An 18,508-nucleotide genomic window follows, 5' to 3' on the forward strand; every position below is an offset into this window, starting at 1 on the left:
GTTCGTGACGAACGGCCGCGATTCGTGACGAATCCCGGCAGGCGCGGGAGGCCAGGGACCGTCGGGGGTGATCGGTAGGCTTGCAATCGTGGCGAACGAGACGACGGACGACGACCTCGCGCAGGCGCGCGCGGAGGCGCAGCAGCTGACGACCCGCATCCTGGAGCTGCGTGACGCGTACTACGAGCGGGACACGGTGCTCGTCAGCGACGAGGAGTACGACCGCATGATGCGGCGCCTCGAGGAGCTGGAGCGCCTGCATCCCGAGCTGCAGAGCCAGGACAGCCCGACTCAGACGGTCGGCGGCCGTGCCCAGACCACCCTGTTCGCCCCCGTGCAGCATGCCGAGCGGATGCTCAGCCTCGACAACGTGTTCTCGCTCGAGGAGTTCGAGGCCTGGGCCGCGCGCGTCGAGCGGGACGCCGGGCGCCGCGTCGACTACCTGTGCGAGCTCAAGATCGACGGGCTCGCGATCAACCTGCGTTACGAGAACGGCGTCCTGGTGACCGCCGCCACCCGCGGCGACGGGGTCGTGGGAGAGGACGTCACCGAGAACATCCGCTACATCCCCGCCATCCCGGCGCGGCTGGCGGGCGACGGCCCGTTCCCGCCGCTCGTCGAGGTGCGCGGCGAGGTGTTCTTCCCCGTCGCCCAGTTCGACGAGCTGAACGAGCACCAGCAGGAGGCGGGCGAGCGCGTCTTCGCCAACGCCCGCAACGCCGCGAGCGGCTCGCTGCGGCAGAAGGCGGAGGGCAAGAACCCCGCCCAGCTCGCGCTCATGCGCGACCGGCTCCGCCGCCTGCACATGCTCGTGCACGGCATCGGCGCCTGGCAGAACCCGCCGGTCGACTCCCAGTCCAAGACCTACGAGCTGCTGCAGTCCTGGGGGCTGCCCACCTCGACGCACTATCGCGTGCTCGACGACGCGAAGAAGGTGGACGAGTTCATCGAGTACTTCGGCGCGCACCGCGGCAGCGTCGAGCACGAGATCGACGGCATCGTCATCAAGGTGGACGAGCTCGCCCTGCACGACGAGCTCGGCGCGACCTCGCGCGCGCCCCGCTGGGCCATCGCGTACAAGTACCCGCCGGAGCAGGTGAACACGAAGCTGCTCGACATCGTCGTCAGCGTCGGCCGCACCGGACGCGCGACGCCGTTCGCGGTGATGGAGAAGGTGCGGGTCGCCGGCTCCGAGGTGCGCCAGGCGACGCTGCACAACCAGGACGTGGTGAAAGCGAAGGGCGTCCTCATCGGCGACACCGTGGTGCTGCGCAAGGCGGGCGACGTGATCCCGGAGGTGCTCGGCCCGGTCGTCGAGCTGCGCGACGGCAGCGAGCGCGAGTTCGTCATGCCGGAGAACTGCCCGGAGTGCGGCACCCGGCTGGCGCCGGCCAAGGAGGGCGACATCGACCTCCGCTGCCCGAACGCCGAGTTCTGCCCGGCGCAGGTCCGCGGCCGCGTGGAGCACATCGGCTCGCGCGGCGCGCTCGACATCGAGGCGCTCGGCGAGGTCGCGGCCGCGGCCCTCACCCAGCCGCGCTTCCCGGAGCGGGCGCCGCTGCCGACCGAGGCGGGACTGTTCGGGCTGACGCTGGCCGACCTGTTCCCGATCGAGGTCGTCGTCCGGGACTCCGAGACCGGGCTGCCGAAGCTCACCGACGCCGGAACCGAGAAGGTGGACACGCCCTTCCGCCGGCGCCGGCAGAAGAAGGACGGCGTGTTCGATCCCGGGGCGGCCGAGTTCTCCGGGGACGAGACCTTCGTGCCGTCGAAGTCCGCCGTGGAGCTGCTCGGCAACCTCGCGGCGGCGCGCACCAAGCCGCTCTGGCGCATCCTCGTCGCCCTCAACATCCGGCACGTCGGCCCCGTGGCCGCGCGCGCCCTCGCCGATCACTTCGGGTCCCTCGACGCGATCCGCTCGGCGACGCGGGAGGAGCTTGCGGCCGTGGACGGCGTCGGCGGAATCATCGCGGACGCGGTGCTCGCGTGGTTCGAGGTCGACTGGCACCGCGAGATCGTCGAGCGCTGGGCCGCCGACGGCGTGCAATTCGCGACGCCGGGCCACACGGGCCCCGGACAGGCGGCCGAGGGCGGCGGTGTTCTGGCCGGTCTCACGGTCGTGGCGACCGGGTCGCTGGAGGGCTACACGCGCGAGGGGGCGCAGGAGGCCATCATCGCCGCGGGCGGCAAGGCGGCGTCCAGCGTCTCCAAGAAGACCGACTTCGTGGCCGCCGGCCCGGGCGCCGGTTCCAAGCTCGCGAAGGCGGAGGAGCTCGGGGTCCGGATCCTGGACGCGGCGCAGTTCCGGCTGCTTGTGGAACAGGGACCGGACGCCCTGGATTAGGGTCCGCCGCTGTGTGGACAGGATACAAATTCTCCCCCTGAATCGGGGGTAGAACGGCCAGCCGACGCCCGTGAAGGTACCGCTAGAGTCGAGGTGTGCGCTGCCCGTGGCGCACGATAGGCATAGCTCGCACGCTCTCGGAGGGACCCGGACGGAGTGCTGGTCGGCTTTGCGGCAGTATCCATCGTCACCTCGGTCGTCAGCGGACTCACCGGGGCCGTTGCCATGCCCGCGGACGCTCACCTCGCGCCGTCCTCGGTAGCCGTCGACGCGTCCGGAACCGCGCGCGTCTCGGCCTCTCCGACCTCGGTCGGGGACGCACCGGCCAGCTCGGGCGGGACCGGTTCCTCCGCCGCCTCCGCGGCGACCGGGGTCCTCGGCTCGATCCAGGCGGTCGACCCCGCCGCGCTTCCCGGGTTCCTCGGCGCGCACACGGCCGATCTCGACCGCCTGCTCAGCGCACCCCCGCCCGCCGCCGACGTCAGCACCCTCTGGCGCCTGCTCGACCCGGCAAGGCAGAAGGCACTGCTGCGCGCGGCGCCGCACGTGGTCGGGAACCTGGAGGGCATCCCGTACGCCGTGCGCGGGAAGGCGAACGCGCTGGACCTCACCCGCACGATGACGCACGCGAGGGAGCAGCTGAAGACCGAGCACGGCAAGGCGGAGCGCGTCTCGCTCAAGCAGCGGCTGACCACGCTGGGCAATGTCGAGGCCGCGCTGAAGAAGAAGGACGGCGTCGCCAGGACCCTGGTCTCGCTCGACACCTCGGAGAACGCGAAGGCCGCGATCGTGGTGGGCGACCTGAGCACCGCGCGATACGTCAGCGTACTGGTGCCGGGGATGTACATGTCGGTGGGCGAGCAGATCGAGGCGTGGGCCGCCGTCGCCCAGGACATCCACGATCAGGAGACGGGATTCCTCACCCGCTTCCTCGGTCCGCGGTCGTCGACAGCGGCGCCCGGCGTGGCGGTGGTCGCCTGGATCGGCTACCAGACCCCGATGCTGATGAACATCGGCGGCCTGCAGCTGGCACGAGAGGGCGCGGACAGCCTGGAGCGCACGCTGCAGGGCATCCAGGCGCTCCGCCAGGACGACCCGCCCTACCTCAGCGTGTTCGCGCACTCGTACGGCTCGACGGCGGCGCTGCTCGCGCTCGAACGGCACACCGTCACCGTCGACGCGCTGGCGCTGATGGGCTCGCCCGGCTCCGACGCGCAGTCCGTGCGCGACCTCGCGGTGCGCGGCGGGAACGTCTTCGTCGGCGAGGCGCCGATGGACCCGATCGTCAACAGCGCCTTCTTCGGCAGCGACCCGGGATCGCCCCGGTACGGCGCGAAGCCGATGGGGACGCAGGGTGCAGTCGACCCGATCACGCACCGCACGCTCGCCGGCTCCAGCGGCCACAACGAGTATTTCACCGCGGGCACCGAGTCCGTCCGGAACCTCGCCCTCATCGGCATCGATCAGGGGCGGCTCGTGCTCGGCTCCTCCGGCTCCTCCGACACCCCGGAGACGTCCACCGCGTCCGCGCGCTGACCGCTGGCGCATAATGGGGTGCGATGCAGCCGGACGACACCGCTCCCGCCGACCCCGATCGGCCCGCGGTCGAGCCTGAGCCGGAGCAGTCGCGCGGCGCATCCCGCCGCAGCTTCCTGCGGAGCGCGGGGCTCGTCGCCGCCGGGGCCGTCGCCGGCGGCGCGGCGGGAGGAGCAGCCGGGGCCGCGATCGCCGCGCAGCAGGCCGCTCGGCCCTCCGCGCACGAGGAGTCGGGGGAGGAGTACCCGCCGCTGCCGCCGCGGACGAAGCCCGGCTTCGACCACCTCGTCGTGCTCATGTACGAGAACCGGTCGTTCGACAACCTGCTCGGCTACCTCTACGACGAGTCGACGCTGCCCGCTGGCGAGCGCTTCGACGGCCTGGCGTTCGGCCGGCACACCAACCCCGATCCCGCCGGCGGCGAGATCCCCGTGCATCCGTACACGGGCACCACCGACTTCGTGATGCGCCAGCCGTCGCCGGACCCCGGCGAGTTCTACCCGCACGTGAACACGCAGCTCTTCGGCGTCGTCGACCCGCCCTCCAACGCGGACGCCGACCTCCGCGAGATGAAGCCGCCGTACAACGCGCCCCCCGCCGGCGCGAAGCCGACGATGTCGGGCTTCGTCCGCGACTACATCGGCGTGCTCCGCAAGGACACCGGCCGGGAGCCTGGGCCGGAGGAGTACCGGCGCATCATGGGCGCGTTCACGCCGGACATGCTGCCGGTGTTCTCCACCCTCGCCCGGCAGTTCGCCGTCTGGGACGACTGGCACTGCGCCGTGCCGTCGCAGACGTTCTGCAACCGCTCGTTCTTCCACGCGTCGACCTCGCATGGCTATGTCGACAACGGCGGCGAGGGCGGCCTGCGCAAATGGTTCGACCCGGCCAATGCGTCCCCGACGATCTTCAACAGGCTCGAGGACGCGGGCCGCAGCTGGCGGGTGTACTTCGACGACCGCCAGCTGATCTCCCTCACCGGCTTCATCCACGCGCCGGTGCTCGAGCCGTATTGGAAGACGAACTTCCGGACCATGACGGACTTCTACAAGGACGTGGAGGAGGGGACCCTCCCCGACTACGCGTTCGTGGAGCCCCGGCTGCTGTACGACCACAACGACATGCACCCGCCGGGCGGTCCGGATACGTACGAGGACGTCGACGGCTCCGCGATCGTCGGCGGGGCGATCTCCGACGTGCGGGCTGGGGACCTGCTGCTGCACCGCGTCTACTCGGCGATCCGCTCCTCCCGCAGCGCCGACGGCTCCAACGCGCTGAACACGATGCTGCTCGTCACCTTCGACGAGCACGGCGGCACCTACGACCACGTCGCGCCGGGCCCGGCGACGCCCCCGGACGACAGCGGACCCGGCGAGAACGGCTTCGGCTTCGACCGGCTCGGCCTCCGCGTGCCCGCCATCGCGATCTCCGCGTACACCGAGCGGAACACCATCCTGCACGAGGAGATGCACCACTCGGCGGTGATCGCGACACTCTGCAGGAAGTTCCGGATGCCGCACCTGACCGAGCGCGACCGCGGCGCGCGGACCGTCGACGCGGCGATCAACCGGTCGACTCCGCGCCAGCCGGGGACGTGGCCGGACACGCATCCCCAGTACCTACCCGCGAACCCGGAGGCGGACGCGCCGTCGCCGGGGGACGAGGACCGGCCGCTCAGTCCGCCCGGGGTCGGCCTGGTCGGCCTGCTGACGGCGCGCTACGGCAGCCCGGAGGATCGGGTGCCGCGCACGTACAAGGAGGCGTACGACGCCGTGAACAGGCTGGGGCGAGGGCTCTTCGGCTCACCCTAGAATTGGAACCGTCCACCCCGAGAATCTCACGGAGACGCACACGTGCCTGAATCAAACGCTGCCGAGATCAGCGCAGAACAGGTCGCCTACCTGGCCAACCTCGCCAGGATCGACCTCAGCCCGGAAGAGATCGAGTCGCTGACCAGCGAGCTCGGTCAGATCGTCGAAGCGGTCGCCAAGGTGCAGGAGGTCGCGGGTCCCGAGGTCCCGGCCACCAGCCACCCGCTGCCGCTCACCAACGTGTTCCGGCCCGACGAGGTGCGGCCGTCGCTGACGGTCGAGCAGGCGCTCTCCGGAGCCCCAGAGCGCGAGGGCGACCGGTTCCGCGTCGCCACCATCCTGGACGAGGAGTAGGCGAGACCATGACCGATCTGATCAGACTCTCCGCGTCCGCGCTCGCCGACCTGCTCACCGCGGGCGAGGTGTCGTCCGTCGAGGCGACCCGCGCGCACCTCGACCGCATCGAGGCCGTGGACCAGGATGTGCACGCGTTCCTGCACGTCGCCGCCGAGAAGGCGGTGCGCACCGCCGCCGAGATCGACGGCCGCCGCGCCGCGGGCGACCCGCTCGGCCCGCTCGCCGGTGTGCCCATCGCGATCAAGGACGTGCTCGCCACCGACGACATGCCCTCCACCTCCGGCTCGAAGATCCTCGAGGGCTGGGTGCCCCCGTACGACGCGACCGTGGTGCGCAAGCTCCGCGAGGCCGACCTGGTGCCGCTCGGCAAGACCAACATGGACGAGTTCGCGATGGGCTCCTCCACCGAGCACTCCGCCTACGGTCCGACCCGCAACCCGTGGGACCTGGAGCGCATCCCCGGCGGGTCCGGCGGCGGTTCCGCCGCGGCGGTGTCCGCCTTCGAGGCCCCGCTGGCGCTCGGCTCCGACACCGGCGGCTCGATCCGTCAGCCCGCCGCCGTCACCGGCTCCGTCGGCGTCAAGCCGACCTACGGCGGCGTGAGCCGCTACGGCGCGATCGCGCTCGCGAGCTCGCTCGACCAAGTCGGCCCGGTCTCCCGCACGGTGCTGGACGCCGGTCTGCTGCACGATGTCATCGCCGGGCACGACCCGTTCGACTCCACCTCGCTCACCGACACCTGGCCGTCGATGGCGGATGCGGCGCGCGCCGGCCACGCCGACGGCGCCCTGCGCGGCGTCCGCGTCGGCGTCATCCGCGAGATCTCCGGCGAGGGCTTCCAGCCGGGGGTCAAGCAGCGCTTCGACGAGGCGCTCGCGCTCCTGGAGAGCGCCGGCGCCGAGATCGTGGAGGTGAGCGCCCCGAGCTTCGAGTACGCGGTCGCCGCCTACTACCTGATCCTCCCGGCCGAGGCCTCCAGCAACCTGGCCCGCTTCGACTCGGTGCGCTTCGGCCTGCGGGTCGACCCCGCCGACGGCCCGGTCACCGTCGAGCGCGTGATGTCCGCGACCCGCGACGCCGGCTTCGGCCCCGAGGTCAAGCGCCGCATCATCCTGGGCACCTACGCGCTCAGCGCCGGTTACTACGACGCCTACTACGGCAGCGCCCAGAAGGTGCGCACGCTCATCCAGCGCGACTTCTCGGCAGCGTTCGAGAAGGTGGATGTGCTGGTCAGCCCGAGCGCGCCGACCACGGCCTTCAAGTTCGGCGAGAAGCTGGCGGACCCGATGGCGATGTACCTCAACGACATCACCACCATCCCCGCCAACCTCGCCGGCGTGCCCGGCATGGGCCTGCCGATCGGCCTCGCGCCGGAGGACGGGCTCCCGGTCGGGATGCAGCTGATGGCGCCGGCCCGCGCCGACGCCCGGCTCTACACCATCGGCGCCGCGCTCGAGCGGCTGCTGGAGGAGAAGTGGGGGCACACGCTGCTCAGTCAGGCGCCCGATCTGAGCGCCACCGAGATGTTCGCGAGCGAAGAGGGAGCCGTCTGATGGCCAAGGTCGCACTGATGGACTACGACAAGGCCCTCGAGCTGTTCGAGCCGGTGCTCGGCTTCGAGGTGCACGTCGAGCTGAACACCGCCACCAAGATGTTCTGCGGCTGCGCGAACGAGTTCGGCTCCGGTGCCAACACCAACACCTGCCCGACCTGCCTCGGTCTCCCGGGCGGCCTGCCGCAGGTGAACGAGAAGGCGATCGAGTCGAGCATCCGCCTCGGCCTCGCGCTCGGCTGCGACATCGCAGAGTCGAGCCGGTTCGCGCGGAAGAACTACTTCTACCCGGACCTCGCCAAGAACTTCCAGACCTCGCAGTACGACGAGCCGATCGCGCACGACGGCGAGATCACGATCGAGCTGGAGAACGGGCGCGAGCTGACCATCCAGATCGAGCGCGCGCACATGGAGGAGGACGCGGGCAAGCTCACCCACATCGGCGGCGCGACCGGCCGCATCCAGGGCGCCGACCACTCGCTCGTGGACTTCAACCGCGGCGGGGTGCCGCTGGTCGAGATCGTCACCAAGATGATCGAGGGCGCGGAGGCGGACGCCCCCGAGGTGGGCCGCACCTACGTGCGCGCGATCCGCGACATCGTGAAGGGGCTCGGCGTCTCCAACGCGCGCATGGAGGAGGGCAACGTGCGCTGCGACGCGAACGTGTCGCTGCGCCGCCGCGGCTCGGACACGCTCGGCACCCGCACCGAGACCAAGAACGTGAACTCGCTGCGCTCGATCGAGCGCGCCGTACGCTACGAGATCCAGCGGCAGGCCGCCATCCTGGACGCCGGCGGGGCGATCGTGCAGGAGACCCGGCACTGGCACGAGGACACGGGGACGACCTCCGCGGGTCGCCCGAAGTCCGACGCCGACGACTACCGCTACTTCCCTGAGCCCGACCTGGTGCCCGTCGCGCCGAGCCGGGAGTGGGTGGAGGAGCTCCGCGGAACCCTGCCGGAGCAGCCCGCGGTGCGTCGCAAGCGCCTGACGGCCGAGTGGGGCTTCACCGCGCTCGAGTTCCAGGACGTCGCGAACGCCGACCTGCTCGACGAGCTGGAGGCGACCATCGCCGCGGGCGCGACGCCCGCCGCCGCTCGCAAGTGGTGGACCGGCGAGATCGCCCGGCTCGCGAACGCGCAGGGCGTTCCGGCCGGGACGCTCGTGAGCCCGCAGCACGTCGCGGAGCTGGCCGCGCTCATCGAGGCCGGCACGCTCACCGATCGCCTGGCGCGCCAGGTGCTGGAGGGCGTGATCGCGGGTGGGGGCGCACCGCAGCAGGTCGTCGACGCTCGCGGGCTCGCGGTCGTGTCCGATGACGGCGCGCTCATCGCCGCGATCGACGAGGCACTGGCCGCCCAGCCGGACGTGCTCGAGAAGATCCGCGACGGCAAGGTGCAGGCCGCCGGCGCCGTGATCGGCGCCGTGATGAAGGCGATGAAGGGCCAGGCGGACGCCGCGCGCGTGCGCGAGCTGGTGCTGGAGCGCGCATCCCAGTGATGGCGCGTCGGGCGTGATCGAGCTGGTCACGGAGGCGAGCGCGGAGGCAACCGCCGCCGCGCTCGCCCCGGTGCTCATCGACACGGTGTCCTCTGGCGCCAGCGTCGGCTGGATCGAGCCGCCATCGCACGAGGACGCGACCGCCTGGTGGGCGCGGCTGCTGGCGGACCCGGACGCCGAGACGTGGATCGCACGCGAGGGCGACCGGGTGCTCGGCACCATCACGCTGGTGCGCGCGAGCAAGCGCAACGGGCCACACCGCGCCGAGGTGATCAAGCTGATGGTGCACAGGGACGCCAGGGGACGCGGCATCGCTCCGGCCCTGATGGCGGCGCTGGAGGCGCACGCCACCGCTTCCGGACTCACCCTGCTCGTGCTGGACACCGAGACCGGGAGCCTCGCCGAGTCGCTGTACACGCGCTGGGGCTGGCAGACGGCCGGCGCCATCCCGGACTACGCGGTCCGTCCCTCGGGCGCTCTCGGCGCCACCACCCTGATGTACAAGCGGCTGGGCGGAGCCGGACTACGGTAGGCGCATGGGCGTCTTCACTCTCGGCGGGCTGACCACCGCGCCCGCCGCATCCCGCACCGACCTGCTGGCACCGGCCGCGCTCGACGCGCTGACGGCGCTGGGCTGGCTGGAGAGGGTCGGCGTCGTCGAGATCGACCCGGATGTGTCCGACACCGCGGCAACGAAGGAGCGGTTCGGGCTGGACGCCGCGACCCTCGCGAACTGCGTCGTCGTCGGGGGCAAACGCGAGGGCCTCGAGCGGATCGCCGCCTGTGTCGTCCTGGCGACGACCCGCGCGGACGTCAACGGCGCGGTCAAGCGCCTGCTGGACGTGCGCAAGGCCTCGTTCCTGCCGATGGACCGTGCGGTGGAGCTGACCGGGATGGAGTACGGCGGCATCACCCCGATCGGCCTCCCCGAGCCGTGGCCGGTACTCGTCGACGCGCGCGTGGCCGGCACCGACGTCGTGATCATCGGCTCCGGTGTGCGCCGCTCCAAGATCCTGCTGCCCGGCCGGCTCCTCGGCGAGTTGCCGTCCGCGCGGCTCGTCGAGGGTCTCGGCCTTCCGGTGCCGTCGTCGTGACCTCGCAGGTGGACCGGATGCTCGGCCCGGTGCGGTCGCGGCTCATCGAGACGCTGTCCGGACGCTCGGACCGCATCCCGTCGTGGGTGCTCCGGCTCGAGGACGGCGAGGACGAGGGGTTCTTCGCTCCGGGAAGCGCGCCGTGGGTCGTCCACGGCGGAATGCCGACCCTCGTCGCCGGAGTGCGGGCGCTGCTGCTGCAGGCGCTGCATCCCGGAGCCCTGGCGGGCGTCCGCGAGCACTCCCGCTACCGGGAGGACCCGCTCGGCAGGCTCGCGGGCACCATCCAGTGGATCCACACTGTCACCTTCGGCAGCCGCGGCCAGGCGATCGCCGGCTCCGAGATGGTGAAGACGCTGCACAGGAGCGTGGTCGGGACCTACGTGGACGGGCACGGGAGCACCCGGCCCTACGCCGCGAACGACCCGGAGCTCGCCGCGTGGGTCCACGTCGCGTTCACCGACGCCTTCCTCACGGCGCACGAGAACTGGGGGTCGCCGATCCCGGGCGGTGCCGACGGCTACGTGGCGCAGTGGGCGACGGCGGGCGAGCTGATGGGCGTCGAGGACCCGCCGCGGACGGCCGCGGAGCTCCGGGCCCGCATCGACGACGCGACCGACACCGGCGACCTGCGCGGGGGAGCGGAGGTCGAGGAGATCGTCCGCTTCATCCGCCGGGCGCCGCTGTCCCCGGTGCTGCGCCCGTCCTACCGGATCGTGTTCCGCGCCGCCGTCTCCACGCTCGAACCCCGGCATCGACGGCTGCTCGGGCTGCCCGAGCGCGACCGTCTTCCCGTGCACGCCACGACCGGCCTCGTCCTGCGCGGCGCCGGCGTCCTCCTCGGCGAGCACACCCAGGCCGAGCTCGCTGCGCGCCGCCGGCTCGCGCGGCTGGCCGGCAGCTCCGGCGAGGGGCAGGATACGCTCGAACCGGTCGACGAGGCAGGGACGCCGTCGCCGGCCGTGCGGAACCCGCAGCGGAAGGAGAGCGAGTGACCGAGCGCAGCCGAACCGTGCACTGGGAGGACCCGGCGCCGGGTGTCGCCGTGATGCCGAGCCTCAGCGGCCTGGAGTACCTGCACCGGATGATCGCGGGGGAGCTGCCTCCGCCTCCTATCGCGAGCCTGATGGGGATGACCCTGACCGAGGCGGAGCCGGGCAAGGCGGTGTTCGTGTGCGACCCGGACGAGTCACACTACAACCCCATCGGGACAGTGCACGGCGGCTTGGTCTGCACTCTCCTGGACTCGGCGCTCGGCTGCGCGGTGCAGTCGACGCTGCCGCAGGGGCAGGGCTACACGTCGATCGAGATCAAAGTCAACTACCTGCGCCCGGTCTTCGCGACCAGCGGCCCGCTCACCTGCGTCGCCACCGTGACGAAGCCGGGAAACCGGGTCGCCTTCGCCGACGGCGTCGTGACGGACGGCTCCGGCAAGACGGTCGCGACCGCCACGGGCTCGCTCCTCGTCTTCCCGATCGCCTGACGGGCGGGCGAAATCTGGGGAGGGGCGTCGAGCGGTCGCGACACGCCGCCATCTACGAGCCGTCGCGGCGTGTCGCGACCGGTCAGCGGTGCGCCGTTCAGCCCTGCTGGTCCTTCAGCAGCTGATCGCGGACCTTGCGCCGGATGACCTTGCCGACGATGCTGCGCGGCAGCTCGTCCACCTGCACGATGTGCTTGGGCACCTTGTACGGGGTGAGGCAGTCGCGGGCGTGGGCGCGCATCGCCGCCTCGTCGAAGGAGGCGCCGGGCTTCATCACGACGGCGGCGACGACGTCCTCGCCGCCGCGCCGGTGCGGGAGGCCGACGACGGCCACATCCTCCACGCCCTCGAACGGGCGCAGCGCATCCTCGACCTCGGTCGGCGAGACGTTGAAGCCGCCGGTGACGATCAGCTCCTTGATGCGGTCGACGATGCGGACGAAGCCGTCCTCGTCCATCGTGACGATGTCGCCGGTGCGGAACCAGCCATCCGCGGTGAGCACCTTCGCCGTCTCCTCGGTGCGGCGCCAGTACCCGGAGAACACCTGGGGTCCGCGGGCCAGCAGCTCCCCCTCCTCGCCGAACGCGCGGTCGACGGACGGGTCGTCGGGGTCGGCGACGCGCAGCTCGGTGCTGGAGAGCGGCAGGCCGACCGTCCCCGGGCGGCGGGTCGCTCCGACCGGGTTCGCCATCAGCACGGGCGAGCACTCCGAGAGGCCGTAGCCCTCGACGAGGAAGCCGCCGGTCTTCTGCTCCCAGAGGTCGACGATGGACTGCGGGAGGCTCATCGCGCCCGAGATCGCGATCTGGATGCCCGACAGCGAGACCCGGCGCTTCTCCGCCGCCTGCACCAGCCGCTCGTAGATCGGCGGCACCGCGGGCAGGAAGGTCGCCGGGTGCTTCTTCACGACATCCAGGACGAGGTCGGGGTCGAACTTGGGGAACAGCACGAGCCGTGCGCCCATGCTCATCGCGAAGGTGAGGCAGAGGGTCAGCCCGTACGCGTGGAACAGCGGCAGCACGGCGTAGACCACCGATGTTCCGCGCTCGATCGTCGGCACCCAGGCGCGCGCCTGTGCGGCGTTCACGGTGAGGTTGCTGTGGCTGAGCATGGCGCCCTTCGGCGTGCCCGTCGTGCCGGAGGTGTACTGGATGAGGGCGAGGTCGTCGCCTTCCGGCCGGGGGACGGACGCCTTCAGCCGGCGCGAGGCGACCAGCGTCTCCCAGGTGATCGTGCCGGAGACGGTCGTGGTCAGCTGCTCGCGGGCCTTGCGGGCGGCGGGGATGGGGAGGCGGAGGGCGAAGCGCTTGCTCGCGGGCATCGCTCGGGTGATGTCCACCGAGACGACGGTGGTGACGGCGAGGTCCGCCGGAAGCTCCTGGACCGTCTTGGCAACCTTGTCCCAGACGATCGCGACGGTGGCGCCGTGGTCCTCGAACTGGTGGCGGAGCTCGCGCGGTGTGTAGAGCGGGTTGTGCTCCACGATGACGGCGCCGAGCCGCAGCGCCGCGTAGAACGCGACGACGTGCTGGGGGCAGTTCGGCAGCACGAGCGCGACGCGGTCGCCCTTGCGCACCCCGCGCTTGCGCAGGCCCTCGGCGGCGCGCGCGATCTGATCGCCGAGCTCGGCGTACGTCGTCGTGGCCCCGAAGAACTCGAGCGCGACGTGCTTGCCGTAGGTCGCGACCGACTCGTCGATCAGGTGGGCGAGGGATCCGGCCGGCACGTCCACGTCCGCCGGCACGTCCGGGGCGTAACTGGACAGCCACGGACGTTCGCTGTAGATACTCACACGGGAAGCCTACGGCGCAGCGGTCAGCGACCGCACCGCCTCCTCGATCGGGGTGTCACCGGAGACGGCCTCCCAGGTCCTGCCGATGCTCGCCGGCTCGTCCAGGCAGACGGCGATCAGGAGCGCGACGTCCTCGCGCGCGATCGAGCCACGCGGGACGCTCTCGCCGAGCTGCACGCGCCCGGTGCCCTCGTCGAAGGTGAGCCCGCCCGGTCGCAGGATGGTCCAGTCGAGGCCGGACTCGCGCAGCCGGGCGTCCGCATCCCGCTTGGCCTCGACGTAGGCGCGCCAGACCGGCTCCGTGTCCTCCGGGAGGGGGGCGTCGACGCCCCACGCCGAGACCTGGACGAACCGGCGGATGCCCGCCTTCGCCGCGGCCTCGGCCGACTTCACCGAGCCCTCGTAGTCGACGGTGCGCTTGCGCTCGATGCCGGACCCGGCGCCGGCTCCGGCGGTGAACACGACTGCGTCGCAGCCCTCGAACGCGGCGGCGATGGCGTCCGTGTCGGCGCGCTCGATGTCCAGGAGCACGCCCTGGCCGCCCAGCCGGTACACGTCTTCCGCGTGTTCGTCGGCCCGGACCAGGCCGACGAAGTCGTCCCCTCGGTCGTACAGCACCCGCATGAGCTGCTGGGCGACTTTTCCGTGGGCTCCGACGATCGCGATTCGTGACATGCTCCCATCTTGCTCCTCTCCGGCGCCGGTCCGCTCACGGCGAACCTTCTCGCGCGTCGACGGCGGGATGCACTAGCGTCGGAGCCATGTCGGCGGTACTGGAGCTCATCGGGCGCGTCTTCGCGTCCGCTGTCACGCCGTCGACGCTCTCGCCCTCCGGGCTCGTCGCCCTCGCCGGTCTCGTCGGTGCCATCGGCATCGTCGCGGCGATCGCGACGGCCGCGGTCCGCTCGGTCGCCGCGCTGGCGGCCTCGCTGCGCGTGCGCGCGTCCTGGTCGACGCCCGCCGAGCCGCCCGCGGGCTGGCTTGTGGAGAGCGAAGCCGATCCGGACGCGGACGGCCACCCCCGCCCGAGGGCACCGGGCATCCTGCTGCCGGCCGTGTGACGGGCGTCGTGCGACGCGCCGGCGCGGCCGGTCGACGTCAGCCGACTCCTCACAGACAGCAGGGACACCCATGGACTTCTTCTCCTGGCCGCCCGTCGCGGCCCTCATCGACTTCGCCTACCGCGTCGTCACCGCCCTCTCCGAGGGCGTCGAACCGTTCGCAGGGGCCGCCTCCGGCCTCGTCGCCGTCGCCGTGCTCACCGTGCTGGTGCGCACGCTCCTCCTCCCGGTCGGCGTCAGCCAGGTGCGCGCCGAGTACACGCGCCGCAGGCTGGCGCCGAAGATCGCGGAGCTGCAGCGCAGGCACGGCCACGACCGCGAGCTGCTGGCCCGCAAGACGATGGAGCTCTACCAGGACGAGCGCACGTCGCCATTCGCCGGGATGCTGCCGCTCCTCGCGCAGATCCCGGTCGTCACGCTCGTCTACGCGGTGTTCACGCACGCGAACATCGCCGGGCACCCGAACGCCCTCCTCGGCGAGTCGGTCCTCGGCGCGCCGCTCGGCACCAGCTTCGTCGCCCTCACCGGGCTCGGCTCCTCGGTCTGGCCCGCCATCACCGTCTACATCGGTGTGCTCGCGCTGATCGCGGTGGTCACAACGGTGTCGCGGCGCGTCCTCGCCCTGCCGCGGCCCGAGGGGACGCCCGCGCCGACGGGAGTGGTGCGCGCGCTGTCCTTCCTGCCGTACGTCACGGTGGTGTTCGCCGCGTTCGTGCCGCTGGCCGCGGCCGTGTACATTCTGACCACGACAGCGTGGACGGTGGTGGAGCGCTTCGTGCTCCGCCGCGTCCTCGACCCGGACCGGAGAGGGACCCAGCCATCGACATCGCACTGACACCCGTCCCGGAACTCGCCACCGAGCGCCTCCGGCTGGTGCCGCTCGGCCCCGAGCACATCGCGCGGACCTGGGCGGCACTGCAGGAGCCCGAGGTGATGCGCCTCACCGGAACCCACGCCGCGTTCACCGAGGACGGGGTGCGTGACTGGCTCTCCTCGCTGGCTTCGCGCGACGACCGCGCCGACTGGGCGATCCTGCGCGCGGAGGACGGCGAGCACATCGGCGAGGCGGTGCTGAACGACCTGGACGAGGACAACCGGTCGGCGGGCTTCCGCATCGCCCTGGGCGCGCCGCGCTGGTTCGGGCGGGGCTACGGCACCGAGGCGACCCGGGCCGTGCTGGACCACGCATTCGGGACGGCTGGCCTGCACCGCGTCGAGCTGGAGGTGTTCGCGTTCAACCCGCGCGCCCAGCGCGCCTACGAGAAGGCGGGCTTCGTCACCGAGGGCAGGCGGCGGGATGCGCTGCTCTGGGAGGGCGAATGGGTCGACGCCATCGTGATGGGATGCCTCGCGCATGTTCCGGCGCAGAGCTGAGCGGCCCGTCCACGACCCGTCCGGCACGGCGCTCGGCGTCGGGGTCCAGGTCTACGTGACCGAGCGGACGCCGGCGACGGGCGAGGACTGGCCGGGGGAGCCGACCGGTGTCATCGTCGCGCCGGGCGACCGCGGCCTGCGCTCCGTCGGCTTGCCGCCGGACGGTCTGACCCGGTGGATCGTGGCGTTCTCCGAGCCCCAGCGCACGCGTGACGGGCGCGGTCCGTTCGAGCGCGCGGCCATCCCGGCGGCGCTGCTCGTGGCCGCGGAGCCGGTGGCGGACGAGCCGGCGGGGGACCTGGCTGCGGGGGAGTGGGAGTGACGATGCTGGGCGTCGGGCTGATCCGTGGCATCAACGTCGGCGGGAGCACGCGGGTGGCGAAGGCGGACCTCGCGGCCTCGTTCGAGCAGGCCGGCTTCCGTGACGTGGTGACGCTGCTGCAGAGCGGCAACGTCGTCTTCGCCGCGGACGTTGCGCCCACCGAGGCCGACGCAGCCACGGTCTCCGCGGAGCTGCGCAGGCGCTCGGGCGTCGATGCCGGCGTCGTGCTGCTGACCGGACCGGAATTCCGCAGGATCGCCGCCGCCAACCCGCTGAGCGGCGACGACGACGCGCGCCTGGTCGTCACCTTCCTCGACCACGAGGTGCCGAGGGGGATCGACGTGCCCGAGCCCGACGGGCTCGCTCCGGAGGAGCTGCGCCTGGGCACGCGGGCCGTCTACCAGTGGTGCCCGCTCGGGGTGTCGAAGTCGCGTGTGCCCGCGTCGTTCTGGCGCTCGCTCGGGCCCGTCGCCACGGCTCGGAACCAGCGGACCGTGCAGCGCATCCTGGCCGAGCTGGACCGCAGGGGATAGCGCGTCCCGACGCCCTTCTCCTGGGCGGCGGGGAAACCTACAATGACGGCATGTTCGTCGAAGGCACCCTTCGATGGCAGGTGACAGAGGACTGCCCCTGGGACCTGTTGATGGCGCTCGCCCTGCGCGACCTCGCCGGGCTCGGCGCCATCGGCGAGCCGGTGCTTCCGCGGCTCTCGCCCGCCGTTGTTCCCGTCCTGCACGGCGCGCGATCGACGATGACAGCGACCCGCCCGCGCCGCGATCTGCTCGAGAGGCAGTGGCTCGCGCTGTTCGAGGCGGCGGCGGACCGCGAGCACCGCGCGCTCACGCCTCTCCTGCAGCCGCCGCACTTCTCCGCGCTGGATCGCGCGATCGAGTTGCAGGACGTCGTGATCGCGAACTACGAGGTCGCGGCTCGCTGGGCGCGCGACCGGCACGCCGAGTACGCCCGCGCCAGCCTGGAGCATCACGCCGTCAGGGCCGCCGACATCGTGGACGTCGTCCGCGAGCGGGAGCACGAACTGCGACGCCAGGCCGGATACTTCCGGCTCGACATCGACGTGCTCCCGCTCGCGGAGGCGGGTGCGTGGATCGTCGGCCCGCACACCGTCGCGGTCAGCACGACCATGCGGGATGACTCGACCGCCTTCCGCGCCTGGTTCCGGCCTCTGGTCGCCGCGCTCGTCTGAGCGGGACGGCGGTTACGGCCGGCGGCCGGTTCAGGCCACGCGCTTGGGCGGGGAGACCGTCTTCGCCGGGTCGGTCTCCGCGACGTCCCCGACGGCCTCGTCGATGCGCGCGAGCACATCGCCGGAGAGCCGGATGCCCGCAGCGGCCGCGTTCGAGGCGACCTGCTCCGGCCGGGAGGCGCCGACGATCGCGCCGGCCACGTTCGGGTTCTGCAGCGCCCACGCCACGGCCAGCTGCGCCATGGTGATGCCGAGCTCGTCGGCGATCGGCCTCAGACGCTGGACGGACTCCAGCACGTCATCGCGCAGGAACTCCTTGATCGCGTTCGCTCCGCCCTTCTCGTCGGCGGCGCGGCTGCCCTCCGGCGGCTGCGCGCCCGGCAGGTACTTGCCGGTCAGAACGCCCTGGGCGACCGGCGACCAGACGATCTGCGAGATGCCGAGCTCGGCGGAGGCCGGGATGACCTGCTTCTCGATCACACGCCACAGCATCGAGTACTGCGGCTGGTTCGAGATCAGCTGGAAGCCGAGCTCCTTCGACAGCGCGTGGCCCGCGCGCAGCTGGTCCGCCGTCCACTCGCTCACGCCGATGTAGAGCGCCTTGCCGGCGCGGACGATGTCCGCGAACGCCTGCATGGTCTCCTCGAGGGGCGTCTCGTGGTCGTAGCGGTGCGCCTGGTAGAGGTCGACGTAGTCGGTGCCGAGGCGCTGCAGCGAGCCGTCGATCGACTCCATGATGTGCTTGCGGGAGAGGCCGGTGTCGTTCGGCCCCTTCGGACCGGTCGGCCAGTAGACCTTCGTGAAGATCTCGAGGGATGCGCGGCGCTGGCCCTTCAGGGCGTCGCCGAGCACCTGCTCCGCGACGGTGTTCGCGTAGGCGTCCGCGGTGTCGAACGTTGTGATGCCCGCGTCGAGCGCCGCGTGGACGCTCTGCGTCGCGGTGTCGTTCTCCACCTGGGAGCCGTGGGTGAGCCAGTTGCCGTAGATTATCTCGGAGATCTTGAGGCCGCTGTTGCCGAGGTATCTGAATTCCATGGCATCACGCTACCCGCCATCGCACGGCTGTCGGCCGGAGGTG

The 18,508-nt window shown here is 72.0% G+C and carries 19 protein-coding genes; 16 read left to right on the top strand and 3 right to left on the bottom strand.

Going from position 1 to position 18,508, the window contains the following annotated elements; genetic code table 11:
* Positions 1-88 precede the first annotated feature (88 nt).
* From ligA to AAME72_RS15965, 10 genes are all read left to right on the top strand, one after another.
* On the top strand, positions 89-2,344 hold the full coding sequence (gene ligA / locus AAME72_RS15920; protein ID WP_348787523.1) for an NAD-dependent DNA ligase LigA: 2,256 nt from the start codon (positions 89-91) through the stop codon (positions 2,342-2,344).
* 156 nt (positions 2,345-2,500) lie between these two features.
* The gene (locus tag AAME72_RS15925; protein WP_348787524.1) at positions 2,501-3,880 is read left to right on the top strand and encodes an alpha/beta hydrolase; all 1,380 of its coding nucleotides are present in this window, start codon (positions 2,501-2,503) and stop codon (positions 3,878-3,880) included.
* Positions 3,881-3,903: 23 nt separating this feature from the next.
* On the top strand, positions 3,904-5,691 hold the full coding sequence (locus AAME72_RS15930) for an alkaline phosphatase family protein (protein WP_348787525.1): 1,788 nt from the start codon (positions 3,904-3,906) through the stop codon (positions 5,689-5,691).
* A gap of 66 nt (positions 5,692-5,757) precedes the next feature.
* Positions 5,758-6,045 (top strand): Asp-tRNA(Asn)/Glu-tRNA(Gln) amidotransferase subunit GatC, encoded by a 288-nt coding sequence (gene gatC / locus AAME72_RS15935; protein WP_348790154.1) that lies wholly within the window; start codon positions 5,758-5,760, stop codon positions 6,043-6,045.
* Positions 6,046-6,053: 8 nt separating this feature from the next.
* Positions 6,054-7,601, top strand: coding sequence for an Asp-tRNA(Asn)/Glu-tRNA(Gln) amidotransferase subunit GatA (gatA, locus tag AAME72_RS15940; RefSeq protein WP_348787526.1), 1,548 nt, complete (start codon positions 6,054-6,056; stop codon positions 7,599-7,601).
* Positions 7,601-9,100: an Asp-tRNA(Asn)/Glu-tRNA(Gln) amidotransferase subunit GatB gene (gatB, locus tag AAME72_RS15945; RefSeq protein WP_348787527.1), complete on the top strand. Its 1,500-nt coding sequence runs from the start codon at positions 7,601-7,603 to the stop codon at positions 9,098-9,100. Before gatA ends, gatB begins: the two co-directional genes overlap by 1 nt.
* 13 nt (positions 9,101-9,113) lie before the next feature.
* On the top strand, positions 9,114-9,632 hold the full coding sequence (locus AAME72_RS15950; RefSeq protein WP_348787528.1) for a GNAT family N-acetyltransferase: 519 nt from the start codon (positions 9,114-9,116) through the stop codon (positions 9,630-9,632).
* Positions 9,633-9,636: 4 nt separating this feature from the next.
* A complete protein-coding gene (locus AAME72_RS15955) occupies positions 9,637-10,194 on the top strand; it encodes a YbaK/EbsC family protein (RefSeq protein WP_348787529.1) in 558 nt (185 codons plus the stop codon).
* 17 nt (positions 10,195-10,211) lie between these two features.
* Entirely contained in the window at positions 10,212-11,189 is a 978-nt protein-coding gene (locus AAME72_RS15960) for an oxygenase MpaB family protein (protein ID WP_348790155.1), read from the top strand.
* Between the two features lie 53 nt (positions 11,190-11,242).
* Positions 11,243-11,677, top strand: coding sequence for a PaaI family thioesterase (locus tag AAME72_RS15965; protein WP_348790156.1), 435 nt, complete (start codon positions 11,243-11,245; stop codon positions 11,675-11,677).
* Positions 11,678-11,774: 97 nt separating this feature from the next.
* On the opposite strand, the gene AAME72_RS15970 is transcribed toward AAME72_RS15965, so the two are convergent.
* Positions 11,775-13,469 (bottom strand): long-chain-fatty-acid--CoA ligase, encoded by a 1,695-nt coding sequence (locus tag AAME72_RS15970; RefSeq protein WP_348787530.1) that lies wholly within the window; start codon positions 13,467-13,469, stop codon positions 11,775-11,777.
* A gap of 9 nt (positions 13,470-13,478) precedes the next feature.
* Positions 13,479-14,144, bottom strand: a complete 666-nt coding sequence (locus AAME72_RS15975) for an SDR family oxidoreductase (protein ID WP_348787531.1) — start codon at positions 14,142-14,144, stop codon at positions 13,479-13,481.
* A gap of 86 nt (positions 14,145-14,230) precedes the next feature.
* Between AAME72_RS15975 and AAME72_RS15980 the strand changes: the two genes are divergently transcribed.
* The 6 genes from AAME72_RS15980 (at position 14,231) to AAME72_RS16005 (ending at position 17,430) form a co-directional block, all read left to right on the top strand.
* Positions 14,231-14,530 carry a DUF6412 domain-containing protein gene (locus AAME72_RS15980; protein WP_348787532.1) on the top strand — a complete coding sequence of 100 codons (300 nt, stop codon included), beginning with the start codon at positions 14,231-14,233 and terminating at the stop codon, positions 14,528-14,530.
* A gap of 70 nt (positions 14,531-14,600) precedes the next feature.
* The gene (yidC, locus tag AAME72_RS15985; protein ID WP_348787533.1) at positions 14,601-15,365 is read left to right on the top strand and encodes a membrane protein insertase YidC; all 765 of its coding nucleotides are present in this window, start codon (positions 14,601-14,603) and stop codon (positions 15,363-15,365) included.
* 38 nt (positions 15,366-15,403) lie between these two features.
* On the top strand, positions 15,404-15,904 hold the full coding sequence (locus AAME72_RS15990; RefSeq protein ID WP_348787534.1) for a GNAT family N-acetyltransferase: 501 nt from the start codon (positions 15,404-15,406) through the stop codon (positions 15,902-15,904).
* Entirely contained in the window at positions 15,885-16,226 is a 342-nt protein-coding gene (locus tag AAME72_RS15995; RefSeq protein ID WP_348787535.1) for a hypothetical protein, read from the top strand. Before AAME72_RS15990 ends, AAME72_RS15995 begins: the two co-directional genes overlap by 20 nt.
* Before the next feature lie 2 nt (positions 16,227-16,228).
* Complete coding sequence (locus tag AAME72_RS16000; protein WP_348790157.1) at positions 16,229-16,759, top strand: DUF1697 domain-containing protein; 531 nt, start codon at positions 16,229-16,231, stop codon at positions 16,757-16,759.
* Positions 16,760-16,809: 50 nt separating this feature from the next.
* Entirely contained in the window at positions 16,810-17,430 is a 621-nt protein-coding gene (locus AAME72_RS16005; RefSeq protein ID WP_348787536.1) for a hypothetical protein, read from the top strand.
* Between the two features lie 30 nt (positions 17,431-17,460).
* Here AAME72_RS16005 and AAME72_RS16010 read toward each other — a convergent pair whose 3' ends face one another.
* Positions 17,461-18,465 (bottom strand): aldo/keto reductase family protein, encoded by a 1,005-nt coding sequence (locus AAME72_RS16010; protein WP_348787537.1) that lies wholly within the window; start codon positions 18,463-18,465, stop codon positions 17,461-17,463.
* Positions 18,466-18,508 lie beyond the last annotated feature (43 nt).

Origin of the sequence: Leifsonia sp. NPDC080035 (assembly GCF_040050925.1) — a bacterium.
In the GTDB taxonomy this organism is placed as follows: Bacteria; Actinomycetota; Actinomycetes; order Actinomycetales; family Microbacteriaceae; genus Leifsonia.